The 18471-nt window shown below is 66.8% G+C and carries 9 protein-coding genes; all 9 read left to right on the top strand.

Features of this window, described 5'->3' with window-relative positions:
- Positions 1-268 precede the first annotated feature (268 nt).
- The 9 genes from glgB to mazG all read left to right on the top strand — a co-directional run bounded on the left by glgB (position 269) and on the right by mazG (position 18293).
- On the top strand, positions 269-2596 hold the full coding sequence (glgB, locus tag Q5923_RS03750) for a 1,4-alpha-glucan branching protein GlgB (RefSeq protein ID WP_303132234.1): 2328 nt from the start codon (positions 269-271) through the stop codon (positions 2594-2596).
- A 65-nt stretch (positions 2597-2661) separates the two neighbouring features.
- A complete protein-coding gene (locus tag Q5923_RS03745) occupies positions 2662-5091 on the top strand; it encodes a glycogen/starch/alpha-glucan phosphorylase (protein WP_009278347.1) in 2430 nt (809 codons plus the stop codon).
- A gap of 31 nt (positions 5092-5122) precedes the next feature.
- Entirely contained in the window at positions 5123-6271 is a 1149-nt protein-coding gene (locus Q5923_RS03740; RefSeq protein WP_009278348.1) for a glucose-1-phosphate adenylyltransferase, read from the top strand.
- Between the two features lie 2 nt (positions 6272-6273).
- Positions 6274-7368 (top strand): glucose-1-phosphate adenylyltransferase subunit GlgD, encoded by a 1095-nt coding sequence (glgD, locus tag Q5923_RS03735; protein WP_009278349.1) that lies wholly within the window; start codon positions 6274-6276, stop codon positions 7366-7368.
- 9 nt (positions 7369-7377) lie between these two features.
- A complete protein-coding gene (gene glgA, locus Q5923_RS03730; protein ID WP_303132231.1) occupies positions 7378-8853 on the top strand; it encodes a glycogen synthase GlgA in 1476 nt (491 codons plus the stop codon).
- Positions 8854-8875: 22 nt separating this feature from the next.
- On the top strand, positions 8876-12160 hold the full coding sequence (locus tag Q5923_RS03725) for a 4-alpha-glucanotransferase (protein ID WP_303132229.1): 3285 nt from the start codon (positions 8876-8878) through the stop codon (positions 12158-12160).
- A gap of 473 nt (positions 12161-12633) precedes the next feature.
- A complete protein-coding gene (gene mfd / locus Q5923_RS03720) occupies positions 12634-16098 on the top strand; it encodes a transcription-repair coupling factor (protein WP_303132227.1) in 3465 nt (1154 codons plus the stop codon).
- Between the two features lie 329 nt (positions 16099-16427).
- Entirely contained in the window at positions 16428-17321 is an 894-nt protein-coding gene (locus Q5923_RS03715) for a ChbG/HpnK family deacetylase (RefSeq protein WP_009278353.1), read from the top strand.
- Positions 17322-17402: 81 nt separating this feature from the next.
- Complete coding sequence (gene mazG, locus Q5923_RS03710; protein WP_303132224.1) at positions 17403-18293, top strand: nucleoside triphosphate pyrophosphohydrolase; 891 nt, start codon at positions 17403-17405, stop codon at positions 18291-18293.
- Positions 18294-18471: the final 178 nt, after the last annotated feature.

The following is an 18471-nucleotide window of genomic DNA, read 5'->3' as shown; positions in this document are numbered from 1 at the left end:
GGACGCGCCTGCGGGGTCGCAGCGACGAACTGCCGGCCCGCCGGCCGTCCTGCCCCAGGGGGGGTGGCGCCCGATATCTATCGGCCTGCAAAATGGTGGCCGCCCAATATCCGTCGGCTCGCAAAATATTGGCCACGCTTGCAGATTTGGCAAAGCAGCCATGGGTGCCGACCCAGGCTATGGCCTAGAATATATAGGCGTCTTGTGAAGATTTCTCGGTACTGCCCCCCGCAAGGCGCGGCACAGGCTGAAGAAGCTGGAGGAAGATATGAACGTCCGCACTCCTGACCTGACCATTAGCAAAGACGACCTCTACATGTTGGCTGAGGGCCACTGGTATCGCAGCTACGAGAAGATGGGCGCGCACCCATGCACCGAGGACGGAAGGCGTGGCTTCCACTTTGCCGTCTGGGCTCCCGACGTGCTGGGCGTGAGCGTCATCGGAGAGTTCAACGGCTGGGAACCCGACGCGAGCCCCCTGGAAGAGACTGCCAGCGGCGGCGTGTGGCAGGGGTTCGTCCCCGGTGCCGAGGAGGGCCAGCTCTACAAGTACCTCGTGAGGACGAAGAGGGGCGACCTGCTCTACAAGGCGGACCCCTACGCCTTCCATGCCGAGTGCCCCCCGGGGACCGCCTCTCGCCTGGCCGACATCTCGGGCTACGAGTGGTCTGACGACGCCTACATGGCGGGGCGTGCCAAGCGCGACATGCTGGGCTCCCCCCTCAACATCTTCGAGGTCCACCTTGGCAGCTGGAAGCGCCATGACGACGGGCTGGCCGGCAACGGCGACCCCGACTCGGACGAGCACAGCGGCTCGTACCTGAGCTACGACGAGCTCTCTGACGAGCTGGTCGAGTACGTGAGCAAGATGGGCTACTCGCACATCGAGGTCCTACCCGTCATGGAGCATCCCTTCGACGGGTCCTGGGGCTACCAGGTGACGGGCTATTACGCGCCCACCTCGCGCTATGGCAACCCCCGCCAGTTCAAGCACTTCGTCGACGCCTGCCACCAGGCCGGCATCGGCGTCATCCTCGACTGGGTGCCGGGCGGCTTCTGCCGTGACGAGCACGGCCTGGTCCACTTCAACGGCGACAAGCTGTACGAGAAGGAGGAGCATCCCAACTGGGGCACCTTCAAGTTCGACCTGGCGCGCGGGGAGGTGAAGACCTTCCTCGTGTCCAACCTGCTCTACTGGGTGGGCGAGTACCACGCCGACGGCGTGCGCATGGATGGCGTCACCAGCATGCTCTACCTCAACTTCGGCATCGACGACCCGCGCCAGAAGAAGTTCAACGAGAAGGGCACCGAGGAGGACTTCGCCTCCATCCAGTTCATCCAGGACTGCAACGACACGGTGGGCAAGTACCACCCGGACGTCATGATGATCGCCGAGGAGTCCACGGCCTGGCCCCTGGTCACCTATCCCTCATCCGACGGCGGCCTGGGCTTCCACTTCAAGTGGGACATGGGCTGGATGAACGACACCCTGCACTACTGCCAGACCGATTTCCCCTTCCGGCCGGGCAACCACAGGCTGCTGACCTTTTCGACCATGTACCAGTTCAACGAGAACTTCGTGCTGCCCCTGAGCCACGACGAGGTCGTGCACGGCAAGTGCTCGCTCATCACCCGTCAGCCCGGTGACTACTGGCGCCAGTTCGCCGGCATGCGCGCCCTGGCCTTCTACCAGATGACCCACGCGGGCGGCAAGCTCAACTTCATGGGCAACGAGATAGCCCAGTTCATCGAGTGGCGCTACTACGAGGGCATCCAGTACTTCCTGGCTGACCAGTACGAGAGCCATGCGCACCAGCAGTACTACATCTCGGCGCTCAACCGCTTCTACGGCGAGCAGCCCGCGCTCTGGGAGCACGCCTACGACGCGCAGGGCTTCGAGTGGATTGACGCCGACAACAGCGACCAGTCGGTCATCTCGTTCGTCCGTCATGGCAAGGACCCGAAGGACGACCTGGTGGTCCTCATCAACTTCGACGTCAACACCCGCGAGCAGTTCAGGGTTGGCCTCCCCAAGCCGGGCTACTGGGTGGAGGCGTTCAACTCCGACGCGCAGGCCTTCGGCGGCTCCGGCGTGACCAACGAGGAAGTGCGCTTCGAGAGCGAGGACGAGCCCTGGAACATGCGCGACCAGTCCATCGAGCTCAGGCTTCCGCCGCTGGCAGGCCTGGTGCTGCGCTACGACGGGCCCCTGCCCGCCAAGGCGAAGAAGGCCGCCGTCAAGTCCGAGGCGAGCGCCAAGCCCGCCATGAAGGCGGCGGAGAAGGCCGAGGCCCCCAAGGCAGCTGCGGCGGCCGCCGCAAAGAGGGAGGCCCCGGCCGCGAAGTCGAAGCCGGCGGCAACAAAGAAGGAGCCCGCGACGAAGGCCAAGCCCGCAGCCAAGGAGAAGCCCGCGACGAAGGCCAAGCCTACAGCCAAGACCAAGCCAGCAGCCAAAGCCAAGCCTGCGGCGAAGCCGAGCGCCGCGAGCGCGAAGGCCGCTCCCGTCTCGCCCGCAAAGGGCAGGTCGACGGCGGCGAAGAAGGCGGAGCCTGCGGCAAAGAAGGCCCCGCGGAGGGCAGCCTCCAAGAAGGCGTAGCGTAGGGAGCGAGCCAGGCGCGCGGGCTAGGGTCCCGCCGCGACGAACCCATACAGAGGATGGACATGGCAGACAGCATCAAGAGGATCTTCAAGGACAAGGCCGACTTCGTGAGCAAGTATCGCGAGGCCTGCGAGAGCAGCTTCAGCAAGAAGTTCGAGGACATGAGCGACCAGGAGCGCTACTACGTGCTCGGCTCCCTCATCGCCAACAAGACCAGGAACCTCGACGCGGGCCAGGAGCGCGACGGCCGCGAGGTGTACTACTTCTCGCTCGAGTTCCTGCTCGGGCCCCTGCTCGACAACTACCTGCTCAACCTGGGCATCCGCGACATCGTCAAGGAGGGCTGCGCCGAGCTGGGGATCTCGCTCGACACGATGGTCGAGCAGGAGGCCGACCCGGGCCTCGGCAACGGCGGCCTCGGCCGACTCGCCGCCTGCTTCCTCGACTCCATGGCCGCGCTGGGCATCAACGGCAACGGCAACGGCATGCGCTACCGTTACGGCCTCTTCCGCCAGGAGATCGAGGGCGGCCGCCAGGTCGAGAAGATGGACAACTGGCTGGAGCATGGCTTCCCCTGGGAGACCCGCAAGAACGAGAGCGCCGTTGTCGTGCAGTTTGGCGGGCACGTCGTGCGCCACGAGGAGAACGGCCGCTTCTGGTTCACCCAGGAGGGCGGCGACCTGGTGAAGGCGGTCCCCTATGACGTGCCCATCGTGGGCTACGGCGGGAAGACCGTGAACAACCTGCGCCTCTGGAGCGCGGAGCCCGCAGAGGAGGACTTCGACCTCGACGCCTTCAACGCGGGAGACTACGCCAAGGCGATGAAGTTCCGCTCCGACGTCGAGGCGATCTCGCAGATCCTGTATCCCAACGACTCCGGCGAGCACGGGCGCATCCTGCGCCTCAAGCAGGAGCACCTCTTCGTCAGCGCCGGGCTCCAGACCATCCTGCGCAGCTACGAGAAGAAGCACGGTCCCGACTGGGAGAACCTGGGCAAGCACGTCTCGGTCCACACCAACGACACGCACCCCGCGATGTGCGGCCCCGAGCTCATGCGCATCCTGGTGGACGACAAGGGCGTCGACTTCGACCTCGCCTTCAAGATCGCCCGCGAGACCATCAGCTACACCAACCACACGGTCATGCCCGAGGCGCTCGAGAAGTGGCCCATCAACACCTTCCGCTCGCTGCTTCCGCGCACCTACATGTTCATCGAGGAGATTGACCGCCGCTACCGCGAGGACTTCCCCCACGACCGCGCCAACTGGCAGGAGATTCTGCACCAGACGGCCATTCTGTGGGACGGCCAGGTTCGCATGGCCAACCTCTCGGTCATCTTCTCGCACTCGGTCAACGGCGTGTCCGCCCTGCACACGGGCATCCTCGAGGCGACGACCCTGCACGGCTTCTACGAGCTCACGCCCGAGAAGTTCAACAACAAGACAAACGGCATCAGCCATCGCCGCTTCCTGGGCAATGCCAACCCGCCCTACGCGAAGCTCGTCTGCAACGCCATAGGCGACGGCTGGCTGAGCGACGCCAACCAGCTGTCCAAGCTCGAGCCCTACGCCGACGACCCCTCCTTCCTGGAGGAGTTCGAGAAGGCGAAGAGGTGGGACAAGCAGCGCCTGGCCGACTACGTCAAGCGCACGACCGGCGTGGTGCTGGACACCTCTATGGTCTTCGACGTGCAGGTCAAGCGCTTCCACGCCTACAAGCGCCAGCTGCTCAACGTCTTCAAGATCATGGACATCTACAACCGAATCCTGAGCGACCCCAGCTTCGACCCCACGCCCACGGCCTTCATCTTCTCTGGCAAGGCGGCGCAGAGCTACACCTTCGCCAAGGAGGTCATCCGCCTGATCAACTCGGTCGCCGAGGCGATCAACGGCGACGCCCGCGTCAACGACAAGATCCGCGTCGCCTTCGTCCCCAACTTCGCGGTCTCGAGTGCGCAGCTCATCTACCCCGCGGCCGAGATCTCCGAGCAGATCAGCTGGGCGGGCTCGGAGGCTTCCGGTACCTCCAACATGAAGCTGATGATGAACGGCGCCATCACCCTGGGCACCTACGACGGCGCCAACGTAGAGATCTGCAAGCTCGTGGGCGAGGACCACATCAAGATCTTCGGCCTGCGCACCGAGGAGGTCGACGAGCTCCGCGCCGGCGGCCAGTACTGGGCGTGGGACCTCTACAACGCCGACCGCCAGCGCCTGGGCCGCATCGTGGACGAGCTGACCGACGGCACCCTCGCGCACCTCTCGGGTAACTTCGAGAGCGTCCGCGACGAGCTCATGGTCAACAACGACCACGACCTCGTGCTGAAGGACTTCTACTCCTACGTCAGCGCCTGGGAGGAGCTCACCTCCCGCTACGCCGACCGGGTCGTGTGGAACCACGCGGCCGTCCTGAACACTGCTCGCTCGGGTTATTTCTCCAGCGACCGAACCATTGGGGAATACGCCAAGGACATTTGGCATATTGGTGGGTAAATCAGCAGCGCAGAAACGAAAGGGGAGCTTCATGAGCAAGAAGGAATGCATAGCGATGCTTCTTGCCGGCGGACAGGGCAGTAGGCTCGGCGTCCTCACCAAGGACGTGGCCAAGCCCGCGGTCTCGTTTGGAGGCAAGTACCGCATCATCGACTTCGCGCTGTCAAACTGCGCGAACTCGGGGATTGACACGGTCGGCGTGCTCACGCAGTACAGGCCCTACCTGCTCCACTCCTACCTGGGCACCGGCGGCGCCTGGAACCTGGACGAGAGCGACGGTGGCGTGTCCATCTTGCCCCCCTACGCGACCCAGACCGGCGGAGCCTGGTATGCCGGCACGGCCGACGCCGTGACCCAGAACATCGGGTTCATCGAGCAGAACGACCCCGAGTACGTGCTCATCCTCTCGGGCGACCAGCTCTACAGCATGGACTACCAGGCCATGCTCGAGAACCACAAGCGCCACGAGGCGGACCTCACCGTAGCCGTCATGCCCGTGCCCTGGGAGGAGGCCTCCCGCTTCGGCATCATCACCCAGGACGAGGACGAGCGCATCGTCAAGTTCACCGAGAAGCCCAACAAGCCCGACAGCAACCTCGCCTCGATGGGCATCTACATCTTCAACGCCAGGCTGCTGGTGGACACCCTGACCGCCGACGCGGTGGACAGCACCTCCGAGCACGACTTCGGGAACGACATCATCCCGAAGCTGCTGGCCGACGGCAAGCGCCTCTACACCTACGAGTACAACGGCTTCTGGCGTGACGTGGGCACCATCTCGAGCTACCACGAGACGAGCATGGACCTCCTGGGCGCCAACCCCGACTTTGACCTGTTCGACGTCAAGGCCCCCATCATGAGCAACGCCTCGACCAGGCCGCCCGCGTACGTGGGTGCCAACGGCTCCATCGACGACTGCCTGGTGGGCAACGGCAGCCGCATCTACGGCAAGGCGGCCCACTCGATCCTCTCGACGGACAGCTTTGTGGGCGAGCGCGCCATCGTCGAGGACTCCGTCCTCCTTCCCGGCGCCAGCGTGAAGGCCGGGGCCCACGTGGTCCGCGCCATCCTGGGCGAGAACTCCGTCGTCGAGGAGGACGTCGTGCTCGGAAGCGTCGATCAGACCAGGGACACCGCGGTCATCGGGAATGACGTGGTTGTTGGAAAGGGGGAGGAGTAGCCATGGAGAAGCTCACCGGACTCATCACCGCCAACTACTCCACGAAGTATCCGAGCGTGCTCTCGGAGTCAAGGCCCGTGGCGTCCATGCCCTACCTGGGCCGCTACCGCGTCGTCGACTTCGCGCTCTCCAACATGGTCAACTGTGGCATCCGCACCGTCGGCATGATCATGCCCTACAACTACCGCTCGCTGATCGACCACGTCGGCTCGGGACGCGACTGGGACCTCAACCGCAAGAAGGGCGGCCTGTTCATCCTGCCCGGGTCGGCCTTCGGAACCTCGCGCACCGGGTCCCGCTTCCTGCTGCGCGACCTCGAGCACAACAAGGTCTTCCTCGAGCGCAGCAAGAGCGACCTGGTGGTCGTCTCGTCCGCAAGCTTCGTCTACAACATGGACTACGGCGAGGTGACGGACGCTCACCGCAAGAGCGGCGCCGACGTGACCGTCATCACCAAGACCGCCACCAAGAAGGACGTCGACGTGACGGGCTTCAACGTGGACGGCACCCGCGTCAAGGGCGTCAAGCACGGAGTCGTCTTCGGCGACACGGCCTTCATCGACTGCTTCGTCGTCGGCCGCGACCTGCTCCTCCAGATGCTCGAGTGGTACAAGGCCACCGACTACCTTGATCTCTTCGAGGCCATGGCGGGCGACTACGCCCGCGTCAACGTGCAGACCTACAACTACGAGGGCTACGTGGCGGCCATCTTCAACAAGGACGCCTACTTCGAGTCCAACATGGACCTCCTCGACCCCCAGACCACCGAGGAGCTCTTCCCCAAGGACCGTCCCATCCGCACGAAGGCCCATGACAACGCCCCCGCCAAGTTCGAGACCGGCTCGCGCGTCACCAACAGCCGCGTGTCGGGCAGCTGCCGCATCTACGGCTCCGTGTCCAACTCGATCCTCGGCCGCAGCGTCATCGTCGAGAGCGGCGCCACCGTCAACAACTCCATCGTCATGCAGTCCTGCGTCATCAAGGCCGGCGCGCGCGTGGAGAACGCGATCGTCGACCGCAACAACGTCGTTCCCGCGGGTACCGAGCTCAGGGGTACCCCGGATGCCCTCTTCATCAAGGAAAAGGCGGCTGAATAGGTGATTGCCATGCCCGATCAGGTCAGAAGAAAGATCCGGGTGCTCTTCGCGGCAGCCGAGGCCGTCCCGTTCGTGAAGACGGGCGGCCTGGGTGACGTCGCCGGCTCCCTCCCCGCCGAGCTCAGGCGGGCGGGCGCCAAGGCATCCGTCATCCTGCCCAAGTACTCCTTCATCCCGCAGGAGTACCAGGAGCAGATGGTCCACGTGGCGGACTTCTACGTGCCCCTTGCCTGGCGCAGCGTCTACTGCGGCATAGAGAAGCTCACCTACCACGGCGTCGACTTCTACTTCGTGGACAACGAGGCCTACTTCAAGCGTGACGCGGCCTATGGCTACTTCGACGACGGCGAGCGCTTCGCCTTCTTCTCGAAGGCGATCTGCGAGGCCATAGAGCTCCTGCCCGAGCTCCAGTGCGACGTGCTGCACTGCAACGACTGGCAGACGGCGCTCGCCCCGGTCTTCATCCGCGAGTTCTACCAGGCGTCCGAGGCCTGCCGCAACGTGAAGACCATCTTCACCGTGCACAACGTCAAGTTCCAGGGGCAATACTCCGACAAGGTCCTCGAGGACGTCCTGGGCCTGGCCGACAACCCCACGGCCGCGGGCCAGCTCTACTGCGACCGCGACTCCATCAACTACATGAAGGGTGCCCTCTGCTACTCGGACATCATCACGACGGTGAGCCCGAGCTATGCCAGCGAGCTTCAGATGCCCTTCTACGGCGAGGGCATGGACGGCATATTCCGCCGTCGCTCCGCATCGCTGCGCGGCATCCTCAACGGCATCGACGTCGACGCCTGGAACCCCGCCACCGACGAGCTCATCAACCACAAGTACTCCGTGGACGACATGTCAGGCAAGGCGGAGGACAAGCGCCTCCTCCAGCAGGAGCTCGGACTGGCCGAGGATCCCACCCGACCCCTCGTCGTCATGATCGGCCGACTCACCAACCAGAAGGGCCTCGGCCTGGTGCGCTACGCCATGAGCCGCCTGATGGAGCGGGGCGTGCAGGTGGCCATCCTGGGCACCGGAGACAGGGACCAGGAGGACGCCTTCCGCTACTTCGACTGGACCTACGGCGACCAGATGAGCGCGCGCATCGCCTTCGACAACGCCCTGAGCCACCGCATGTACTCCGGCGGCGACATCCTGCTCATGCCCTCGGAGTTCGAGCCCTGCGGACTCTCCCAGATGATCGCCATGCGCTACGGCACGCTTCCCGTCGTGCGCGAGACGGGCGGGCTCCAGGACAGCGTCGAGGCCTACAACAAGTTCACGGGCGAGGGCACCGGATTCCGCTTCGCCAACATGAACGCCGACGAGATGGCCAACACGCTCCTCTCTGCCTGCGAGCTCTTCTGGACTGATCAGGAGGCTTGGGCTAAGCTACAGCGGCAGGCCATGGAAACCGACTTCAGCTGGAGCCGGGCTGCGGACGAGTACATGGGCATCTATCACGACCTACACCCAGAGATCGCCCGCTGAGCACAAGAGATAGGCGGAGCACGTGAGGGCAAGGCACATCAGCTCTGACGTCCGTTACAGAGACCCGTTCGGAGCCGCCCCCGTGGGCGGCTCCGTCGCGCTGTGTCTGGACGTCTGGGACGAGCCGGAGGCGACGGCGCAGCTGCGCGTCTGGGTGGACGAGAAGGGCGAGCGCGTCTTCGACATGGACCGGAGCCAGGTGGGTGACCACCTGCGCTTCTCCGTGACCATAATTCCCGAGGAGCCCGAGGTCATCTGGTACTCCTTCAGGGTCACCGCCGCGAACGGCGACGTTTGGCGCTATGGCGCGACGGGCGAGCGCTCCTGCGGCGAGGGCGCGTTCTCGTACGGGGAGCCCCCCTCGTTCCAGATCACCGTGTACGAGCAGCAGCGCACCAGCTTCCCCGACTGGTACACCGGTGGCATCGTGTACCAGATATTCCCCGACCGCTTCCGTCGCGGCTCGGACTGGGAGGGACGCGTCCACGACGCGCTCGACAAGCCTCGCAGGGGGCCGGAGCGCAGGCTGGTCGAGGACTGGGACGAGTATCCGCGCTACCAGCGCAACGAGGACGGCTCCATCGCCGCATGGGACTTCTACGGCGGGACGCTCGAGGGCGTGCGCGAGAAGCTCGACTACCTCAAGGCCCTGGGCGTGACGGCCCTCTACCTCAACCCGATCTTCGAGGCGGCCTCCAGCCACCGCTACGATACGGCGGACTACCTCAAGGTCGACCCGATGCTGGGCGACCTCAAGAGCTTCAGGCGCCTCTGCAGGGACGCGGGCGAGAGGGGCATCTCCGTCATCCTGGACGGCGTGTTCAACCATGCCGGCCGCGACTCGAAGTACTTCGACGCCTTCGGCAACTACGGTGGCAAGGGGGCCAGCTCCGGCGACCGCTCCCGCTACCGCGACTGGTTCAGGTTCAACGAGGACGGTAGCTGCTCGAGCTGGTGGGGGGTCAAGGACCTGCCCGACCTCAACCAGGAGAACCCCGAGTACCGCGACTTCGTCTGCGGCCGCGGCGGCGTGATCCGCAAGTGGCTCCGGGCCGGGGCGCGCGGCTGGAGGCTCGACGTCGCCGACGAGCTCTCGGACGAGTTCATCGAGGACATCAAGAGCGCCGAGCTCGCCGAGTCTCCCGACGCCCTGCTTTTGGGTGAGGTCTGGGAGGACGCCTCCCACAAGGTGGCGTACGGCAAGCTTCGCCGCTACTTCCAGGGCTCGGAGCTGGATGGGACCATGAACTATCCCCTCAGGTCCGGCCTGGAGGACTTTCTCACCAACAAGATCGGCGCGCGTCAGCTGGCGGAGTCGCTCGAGGCTCTGCGCGAGAACTATCCCCGCACCGCCTTCTACTCCGCACTTAACCTCCTGGGTAGCCACGACCGGGCGCGCCTGCTCACCATCCTGGGTGACGCGCCAGACCCCTCGGGCATGAGCGATGAGGAGCGCTACCGCTTCCGCCTGGACCAGAACCATCGCAGCCTCGCCGTGAGCAGGCTATGGGTCGCGGCGCTCCTGCAGATGACTCTGCCTGGCGTGCCCTGCATCTACTACGGTGACGAGGCGGGCATGGAGGGCTACTCCGACCCATACAACCGCGCCGCCTTCCCCTGGGGCCACGAGGACAAGAACTGCGCCACCATCTACCGCAACGCCATCGCGGTGCGCAAGTCCCTGCCCGTCTTCGTGAACGGTGACTTCGAGTCCTTCGCGCTCAACGACGACGTCTTCGGCTTCTGGCGCACGGACGGCGACGAGGTGGTCTGCGTCCTCGCGAACGCCAGCCTCTCAAGCTCCCATAGCGTCCGCGTGCCCATGCGTGGCGAGCGCGTGGACGACGTCGTGTCCGGGCGCGTGCCCAAGGTCGAGGACGGCGAGGCGGAGGTCTTCCTCTGGCCGCTGGGCACCTCGGTCCTGTACTTCCACAAGCGGGTTCGCCTGCAGGCCCCCATGCACCGTGGCATGGGCGTGCTGGCGCACGTCACCTCGATTCCCAACCGGGACCACCCGGGGCAGCCCGGGACCCTGGGCGAGCCCTGTCGGCGCTTCGTCGACTACCTTGCCGCGGCGCACCAGCGCTACTGGCAGGTGCTCCCGGTCAATCCCACCGACGGCTTCGGCTCCCCGTACGCCGGCCTCTCGGCCTTCGCGGGCAACCGCTCCCTCATGTGGGGCGTCGAGGGCGAGCACACCAGCTTCAGGTCCGACTTCGAGGGCACGGCAAGCTACCGTCGCTTCATCGAGAAGAACGAGGACTGGCTGATCCCCTATGCGACCTTCCGCGCCATCAAGGAGAAGCTGGGAGAGGTCCCCTGGCAGGAGTGGCCGAAGCGCTACCGCACGTGGGATCCGTCGCTCGGCAAGGACCCGGAGCTCGTCCATGCCGTGATGCGCGAGTGCGCCACGCAGTACGAGTTCCAGCGCCAGTGGGACGACATGCACCGCTATGCCCGGGAGCACGGCATCAAGCTCGTGGGGGACATGCCCATGTACGTCTCGGCCGACTCCTCCGACGTCTGGGCGGAGCGGCAGGTCTTCAAGCTGGACGAGAGGGGATACCCTGCGCTCCAGGCTGGCACCCCGCCCGACGGCTTCGCCAAGGGCGGGCAGCTCTGGGGCAACCCCACCTACGACTGGGACTTCCTGCGCAAGGACGGCTACTCATGGTGGATGCGCCGCTTCCAGCGCGCCTTCGAGCTCTATGACTACGTGCGCCTGGACCACTTCCTGGGCTTCTCGTCCTACTACACCATCCCCCAGGGCAAGGGCGCCCTGGACGGCGCCTGGAACTTTGGGCCCGGGATCGAGCTCTTCGACGCGGCGCGCCGTCGCTTCGGGCAGCTTCCCTTCGTCGCGGAGGACCTGGGCACCATCACGCCGGCCGTTCGCGCGCTGGTCGCGGCCACGGGCTTCCCGGGCATGGACGTGATCCAGTTCAGCGACGAGGACGTGCGTCAGGGCTACTACCCCAAGCCCGAGAAGGTCGTCTACAGCTCGACGCACGACACCAGCACGCTCCTGGGCTGGTGCCAGGAGAGCTTCGAGGTGGACGACCCGGACGGGCAGGGCTTCGTGGTGCGCGGCCAGTCGATGGCGAGGGGACTCCTGGACGAGTGCCTGGACACCGACGCCGAGGTGGTGATGGTTCCGCTGCAGGACGTCCTCATGCTGGACGACGGCTCGCGCATGAACGTGCCCGGCGTCGCTGAGGGCAACTGGAGCTGGCAGGCTCGGCAGGCCGACGTCGAGGCGTCCGCCGAGCTGCTCAAGGAGTTGGCCGAGAGGAGCGGCCGCGCATAGTCGTGGCCGCATGTCCCGGAGGGGCGCTGCCGGCGTGGTGGCGTCCCTCTCGCCTGTCTCCCGCGACGGGCGCGCCTGGTGCGTCCGTGTTTGCCGCGAGCCCGTCCAACGAGTCTGGATCGGTCGCGAGTACGTCCAACGCGTCCGAATCGGTCGCGAGCGCGCCCAACGCGTCTGGATCGGCCGCGAGCGCGCCCAACGCGTCTGGGCTCACCACAAAAGCCCAGGTGAGAAAATCGCGACAGACGCGTTGGACGTTTTGGAGAAGAACTGCGACGCGCCGGGCGCTTTGGCGGGCGAGCGAGACGTGCCGGGCGCTTTGGAGAAGAACTGCGACGCGCCGGGCACTTTGGCGGGCGAGCGAGACGCGTTCGACGCTCTGGCGAACTGCGGACGCGGCTCGAACGTCTCGCAGCGTTCCCGCGCCTCCGTACCACCAATATTGCGGGGAGAATCCCCGAGAGGAGTCCCTCATGTTCATCAACCGCGTCTCCCAGCAGCTCCTCGGAGCGCCCGAGCTCGCCCCCCTCCTGCGCGAGCTGGACGCGGGACGCGACGCCACCCTAGGCGTGGCCCAGAGCGCACGCCCCCTCGTGGCCGCCTCGCTCTGGGTGCGCGACCCACGACCCTGCCTCCTGGTCGTCTCTGGCGAGGAGGCCGCCGACCGCACCGCCCGCGCCCTCTCGGCATGGCTGGGGGGCGAGCTGGTGAGCCGCTACCCCGAGCGCCGGGACTGGCCCTGGTCCGACAAGCCGGCCGACGACGCCGTGGTGGGCGCCCGCTGCAACGCCATCGCCCGCCTGAGCGCCGGCGAGCCCTGCGTGGTCGTGGCGAGCGCGCACGCCCTCCTGCGGCGCGTGCCCCCCGTGGGCTCGGGCTACTTCGCCTCCGCCAGCTTCGCCGTGGGAGACGAGCTCGAGTTCGAGGACGTGGGCAGGCTCCTGGTCTCCATGGGCTATGCGGACGCCGGAGACTCCGGCGACGTGGGCGTGCCGGGCAGCTTCCACGTCCATGGCGATGCCGTGGACGTCTTCCCCGCCCAGGCCAGCTCGCCCGTGCGCATCGAGTTCTTCGGCGACGAGGTGGACCGCGTGCGACGCATGCTCCCCTCCACGGGACAGACCATCGGCGAGCTCCGGGAGGTGCGCGTCTCTCCCTGCAGGGAGATCGCCCTGACCCCCAGGACCATCGAGGCCGCGGGACACGCGCTCTTCCGCCGCGCGCAGGAGAGCTCGAAGGTCGCGGCGGACCTCGAGCTCATCCGCCAGGGCTCGGCCGACCCCACGCTCGACCGCTATCTGGTGGAGCTCTACGGCTCGAGCGCCTCGCCCATCGAGCACGTCTGCCGGGACGCCCTGGTCGTCCTGGCGGAGCCCCGCGCTCTCTTCGACGACTGCCAGCGCGCGAACGACGAGGCGACGGCCCTGGCCAACGCCGCGCGCGTGCCCCTCGAGGGCCTCTTCACCTCTCCCCGCGAGCTCGACTTCGGCAGTCAGCAGCGCCTGTCGCTGAGCTCCATCCAGCGGGTGGGCGGCTCGGCCCTGGCGGAGCTCGAGGTGCGACAGCCCGCCATCGCCGGCTCGGACTCCAAGCTCCTGGGCCGCGTCCGTCAGCTGCTCAACGACGACATGTCAGTGGTCTTCGCCGTGCCGGACCGCGCGGCTCGCGAGGCGCTCGAGCTCTCGTTCACGGACGATTCGATCCCCCTGGTGGAGTCGCTTGCCACTGCTCCCGAGAACTCCACCCCCGTGACGTCGCCAGACGCAGGCGAGAGGACCGCCCCCCTGGCCCGGAACATGGTCACCTTCTTCGACGCCCCCGTGCCCGCGGGCATCGTGGTGCCCTCGGCGCGCCTGGCCGTGCTCTCGGTGTCTGACCTGACGTCGCGGATGGCGAAGCGCGGCCGCAGGGCGCGCCGCGTGGACCCCACCAGCGTGAGCTTTCCCTTCAAGCCCGGGGACTACGTGGTCCACTCCACGCATGGCATAGCCCTGTTCAGCCAGATCGTGCGCCAGGAGGTGGGCGGCCGCGAGCGCGACTACTTCCTGCTCGAGTACGCGGGCCAGGACAAGCTCTATGTTCCCCTCGAGCAGGTCGACCGCCTGACGCGCTATGTGGGCCCCGACGGCTCGAGCCCGCGCCTCACCCGCCTCAACACCGCCGACTGGTCGCGCGCCACGGGAAAGGCCCGCAGGAGCGCGAAGAAGCTCGCCTTCGACCTGGTCGACCTCTACACGCGACGCTCCGCGGTGCAGGGTCACGCCTTCGCGCCCGACGGGCCCGCCCAACAGGACATGGAGGCAAGCTTCCCCTACGACGTGACGCCCGACCAGGCCAGCGCCATCGCGGACATCAAGGCCGACATGGAGTCGTCGCAGCCCATGGACCGGCTGCTCTGCGGCGACGTGGGCTTCGGCAAGACCGAGGTCGCCCTGCGTGCCGCCTTCAAGTGCTGCCAGGACGACCGCCAGGTCATGGTGCTGTGCCCCACCACCATCCTGGCGCAGCAGCACTTCGAGACCTTCTTCGCGCGCTTCTCTCCCTTCGACCTCGACGTGCGCGTGCTCTCGCGCTTCGTGACGCCGGCCCAGCAGCGCCAGGCGCTCGAGGGCTTCGCGGAAGGTACGGTGGACGTGCTCATCGGCACGCATCGCCTGCTCTCCGCCGACGTCAACCCGCATGACCTGGGGCTCGTGATTATCGACGAGGAGCAGCGCTTCGGCGTCCAGCACAAGGAGCAGCTCAAGAACATGCGCGAGCAGGTGGACGTGCTGACGCTCAGCGCCACGCCCATCCCGCGCACGATGCAGATGGCCATGAGCGGCGTGCGCGACATGAGCCTCATCCTCACGCCCCCACCGGGGCGCCTGCCCGTCAAGGTCACGGTGGGGGAGTGGGACCCCGACGTGGTGAGCGACGCGATCCGCGGCGAGCTTGAGCGCAAGGGCCAGGTCTACTACGTGAGCAACCGCGTGACCACCATCGAGGACGCCGTCGCGCGCGTTCAGGAGGCGGCCCCCGAGGCGCGCGTGGGCGTGGCGCACGGTCAGATGAGCGCAGCCCAGGTCGAGGACGTGATGATGGAGTTCAGCGAGCGCGAGATAGACGTGCTCGTGGCCACGACCATCATCGAGAGCGGCATCGACAACCCGCACACCAACACGCTGATCATCGAGGACTCCCAGCGCCTGGGCCTGGCCCAACTCTACCAGCTCAAGGGTCGCGTGGGCCGCGGCCACGTCCAGGCCTACGCCTACTTCATGTTCCCGGGCGAGATGCCCCTCACGCCCGAGGCGACGGACCGCCTCACGGCCATCAACGAGTACCAGGACCTGGGCAGCGGCATGCGCATCGCCATGCGCGACCTCGAGATCCGCGGCGCCGGGTCGCTCATGGGCGGCGAGCAGCACGGCAACCTCTCCAGCGTGGGCTTCGACCTCTTCACGCAGATGCTCGGCGAGGCGGTGAGCGAGGCGCGCGGGGAGGCTGCCGACGTCTCGCAGGCGGAGGTCAACATCAACCTGCCGGCGGACTTCTACCTGGCGGAGGAGTACCTGCCCGAGGTGGACAGGCGCGTGCTGGCCTACCGCAGGCTGGCCGTGGCGGCGGAGCTCGCGGACGTGGACGCCCTGCAGCAGGAACTCGAGGAGGATCATGGCGCCCTGCCGCTTGCCGGCAGGAACCTCTTCGACCGGGCGCGGGTGCGCATCCGTTGCCAGAGGCTGGGCGTGACGAGCATCTCCCTGGCAAACGGACGCATCACCTACCAGGGGATCGAGGTTCCACGCTCGGCGGCGGCCAAGCTCAAGGCCGAGCGGGCGATCGTGTATCCCAAGAGCAGGAAGCTCAGCTACCCCTTCCGAACGGGCAAGGAGGAGCTGCTGCCCGTGGCCCTGCGGGTGCTCGAGGCCGTGGGCGGGGACGACGAGGGCGAGTAGGGGAGAGGGGCATGCCGCAGTGGGCGGCAGGGCTGTAGGGCCGCCGCCGAGGGGCAAGGGCCGCCGCCGAGGGGCAAGGGCTGCCGTCGAGGGGCAAGGGCTGCCGCCGGCTGCGGTTTGTCGGTACCTCTCGCCTCGAAATGTGCCGACAAACGGAAGATTTCTGGTCCGAGTGGGCTGCCACCACGAGTTTGTCGGTACTTTTTTCCCAAGGAAGTACCGACAAGCTTGGCGGGGTCGTCGGCCGCTCTTCGTGAGGCCATGACTTGCGGGCTGTCGTGCTCCCTGCGGGAGTATGCTCGTTGAATCAACGGGCGAGAGGAGCCTCCATGAAGCAGCTGCTGATTCGTGCGGACGACCTGGGATACTCCTATGCGGTCAACGTCGGGCTCGTGCGCAGCGCGGCCGAGGGGCTCGCTCGCTCCGTGGGCGTCATGCCCAACATGCCCGAGACAGAGCGGGGGCTTGCGTGGCTGCGCGACTCCGGTGCCGACGTGGCCCTGGGGCAGCACAGCAACGTCTGCCTGGGTGTGCCAGTCGCGGACGCGTCTCTCGTTCCCAGCCTCCTCGGGCCAGACGGCAACTTCAGGAGTAGTCGCGAGTACCGCGCCAGCTACCAGCGCGGGGAGGACTTCGTCACCTACGAGGAGGCGGTGGTCGAACTCGAGGCGCAGCTCTCCCGCTTCCGCGAGCTCACGGGCAGGGACCCCGACTACTTCGAGGCGCACGCGGTCCTCTCGCCCAACCTCGATCGGGCGGTCTCGCACGTCGCGCGCACGCATGGCCTGCTCGAGCAGCCGGTCTCCTTCGATCCGGCCGCGACCGTGGACTGCGGTGGGACGCCCGTGCGCATGGTCATGCGCAGCATGAGCCCCGACTACGATCCCGCCGCAGCCATTAGGCAGACGGTCGAGTCCATGGCGGACGGCGAGACGGTCGTCTTCGTCTGCCATCCCGGCTACCTGGACGACTTCATCCTGCACAGCAGCTCCCTGACCACGGACCGAACGAAGGAGGTCGACGCGCTCGTCGACCCCGCCCTGCGCGCCTGGCTCGAGTCGCGCGACGACCTGAGGCTCATCGACTACCGCGACCTGAAGGAGGCCGGTCCGGAACGTCGACTCCTCGGGGAGCTGTCCGTAGGGGAGAGGGACCTTGCGGAGGGCCGTACGGTCTCGTGTGACGACGACTCTCGTCGACTGAGAGACAAATTTGGACTGTGACCAGCACTGATGCGGAATGTGAAGACCAGAAGCACAATTACTGACAAACAGCGGTGGGCCACGAGGCACGGGGAGCGAGACATGGCAGAGGAGCAGAGCGACCTGAGTAGGCTTGCCGACGAGGTGGACGCCCAGACGGCCACCCGCCCCGGGGCGCCGGCGTCACATCCGGAGTTCGATCGCCTCGTGCGCACCATCTGGCGACTGCGCCAGCCCGACGGCTGCCCCTGGGACAAGGTCCAGACCCACTCCTCCATCACGCGCAACATGATCGAGGAGGCCTACGAGGCGGTCGACGCCATAGCCGCCGACGACATGCCCCACCTGCGCGAGGAGCTCGGGGACGTGCTCGAGCAGGTGCTCCTCCACGCGCAGATCGCCCGGGACGAGGGCGATTTTGACGTGGACGACGTCTGTCGCGAGCTCAACGAGAAGCTCGTCCGTCGGCATCCCCACGTCTTCGGGGACGCCGCAGCCGTCGGCGCCGTGGACTCCGCAGGCAAGGTGCTGGACATCTGGGACGACGTGAAGAGGTCCGAGCGAGAGGGCCGTTCCTCCGACGCCGCGCCCGAGGGCCTCCTGGACTCCGTGCCCCGCTCCCTGCCCGCCCTCATGCAGTGCCAGAAGATCTCGAAGCGCGCTGCCAAGGCGGGCTTCGAGTGGGAGTCCATCTCCGACGTGTGGGACCAGTTCGCCAGCGAGCGCGTCGAGTTCGAGGCGGAGGAGCCGGGCAGCCGGGAGGCGACGGAGGAGTTCGGCGACCTGCTCTTCTCGCTCGTGAACGTGGCCCGTCACGCCCACGTAGACGCCGAGGAGGCCCTCGCCGCGTCCAACCGTAAGTTCCGTCGCCGCTGGGCGCGCATGGAGGAGCTTGCGCGCGAGCGCTCCCTCGCACTCGACGGACTGGGCACCCGAGTCCTCAACGAGCTTTGGGACGAGGTCAAGCGAGAGGAGCGCGCGGCCCGCAGGTAGGGGCGTCGCCCTGCGTGCCGCCGCCCCGTTGCCGCGTGCGCCTCATCCTCACGCGATGTCTGCGAAGCTTGCGGAGCGTCGTCCCGTGCGGACGGGTCACCGCCCTCCTCTGATATAACTGAGGGAGCGGCCGACGGCCGCGGCTGCCAAAGACGAAGTTGAGACGAAGCGACGGCAA

Origin of the sequence: uncultured Olsenella sp., from assembly GCF_959602185.1 — a bacterium.
GTDB lineage: Bacteria > Actinomycetota > Coriobacteriia > Coriobacteriales > Atopobiaceae > Olsenella_I > Olsenella_I phocaeensis.
The sequence above is the reverse complement of the archived record's forward strand: the minus strand, read 5'-3'. Positions and strand labels throughout refer to the sequence as shown.

Bases quoted from the DNA above. Each gene is read 5' to 3' on its own strand.
- mazG (WP_303132224.1), top strand. From the start codon at position 17,403: ATGGCAGAGGAGCAGAGCGACCTGAGTAGGCTTGCCGACGAGGTGGAC.
- glgA (WP_303132231.1), top strand. From the start codon at position 7,378: ATGCCCGATCAGGTCAGAAGAAAGATCCGGGTGCTCTTCGCGGCAGCC.
- glgD (WP_009278349.1), top strand. From the start codon at position 6,274: ATGGAGAAGCTCACCGGACTCATCACCGCCAACTACTCCACGAAGTAT.
- mfd (WP_303132227.1), top strand. From the start codon at position 12,634: ATGTTCATCAACCGCGTCTCCCAGCAGCTCCTCGGAGCGCCCGAGCTC.
- Q5923_RS03715 (WP_009278353.1), top strand. From the start codon at position 16,428: ATGAAGCAGCTGCTGATTCGTGCGGACGACCTGGGATACTCCTATGCG.
- Q5923_RS03745 (WP_009278347.1), top strand. From the start codon at position 2,662: ATGGCAGACAGCATCAAGAGGATCTTCAAGGACAAGGCCGACTTCGTG.
- Q5923_RS03740 (WP_009278348.1), top strand. From the start codon at position 5,123: ATGAGCAAGAAGGAATGCATAGCGATGCTTCTTGCCGGCGGACAGGGC.
- glgB (WP_303132234.1), top strand. From the start codon at position 269: ATGAACGTCCGCACTCCTGACCTGACCATTAGCAAAGACGACCTCTAC.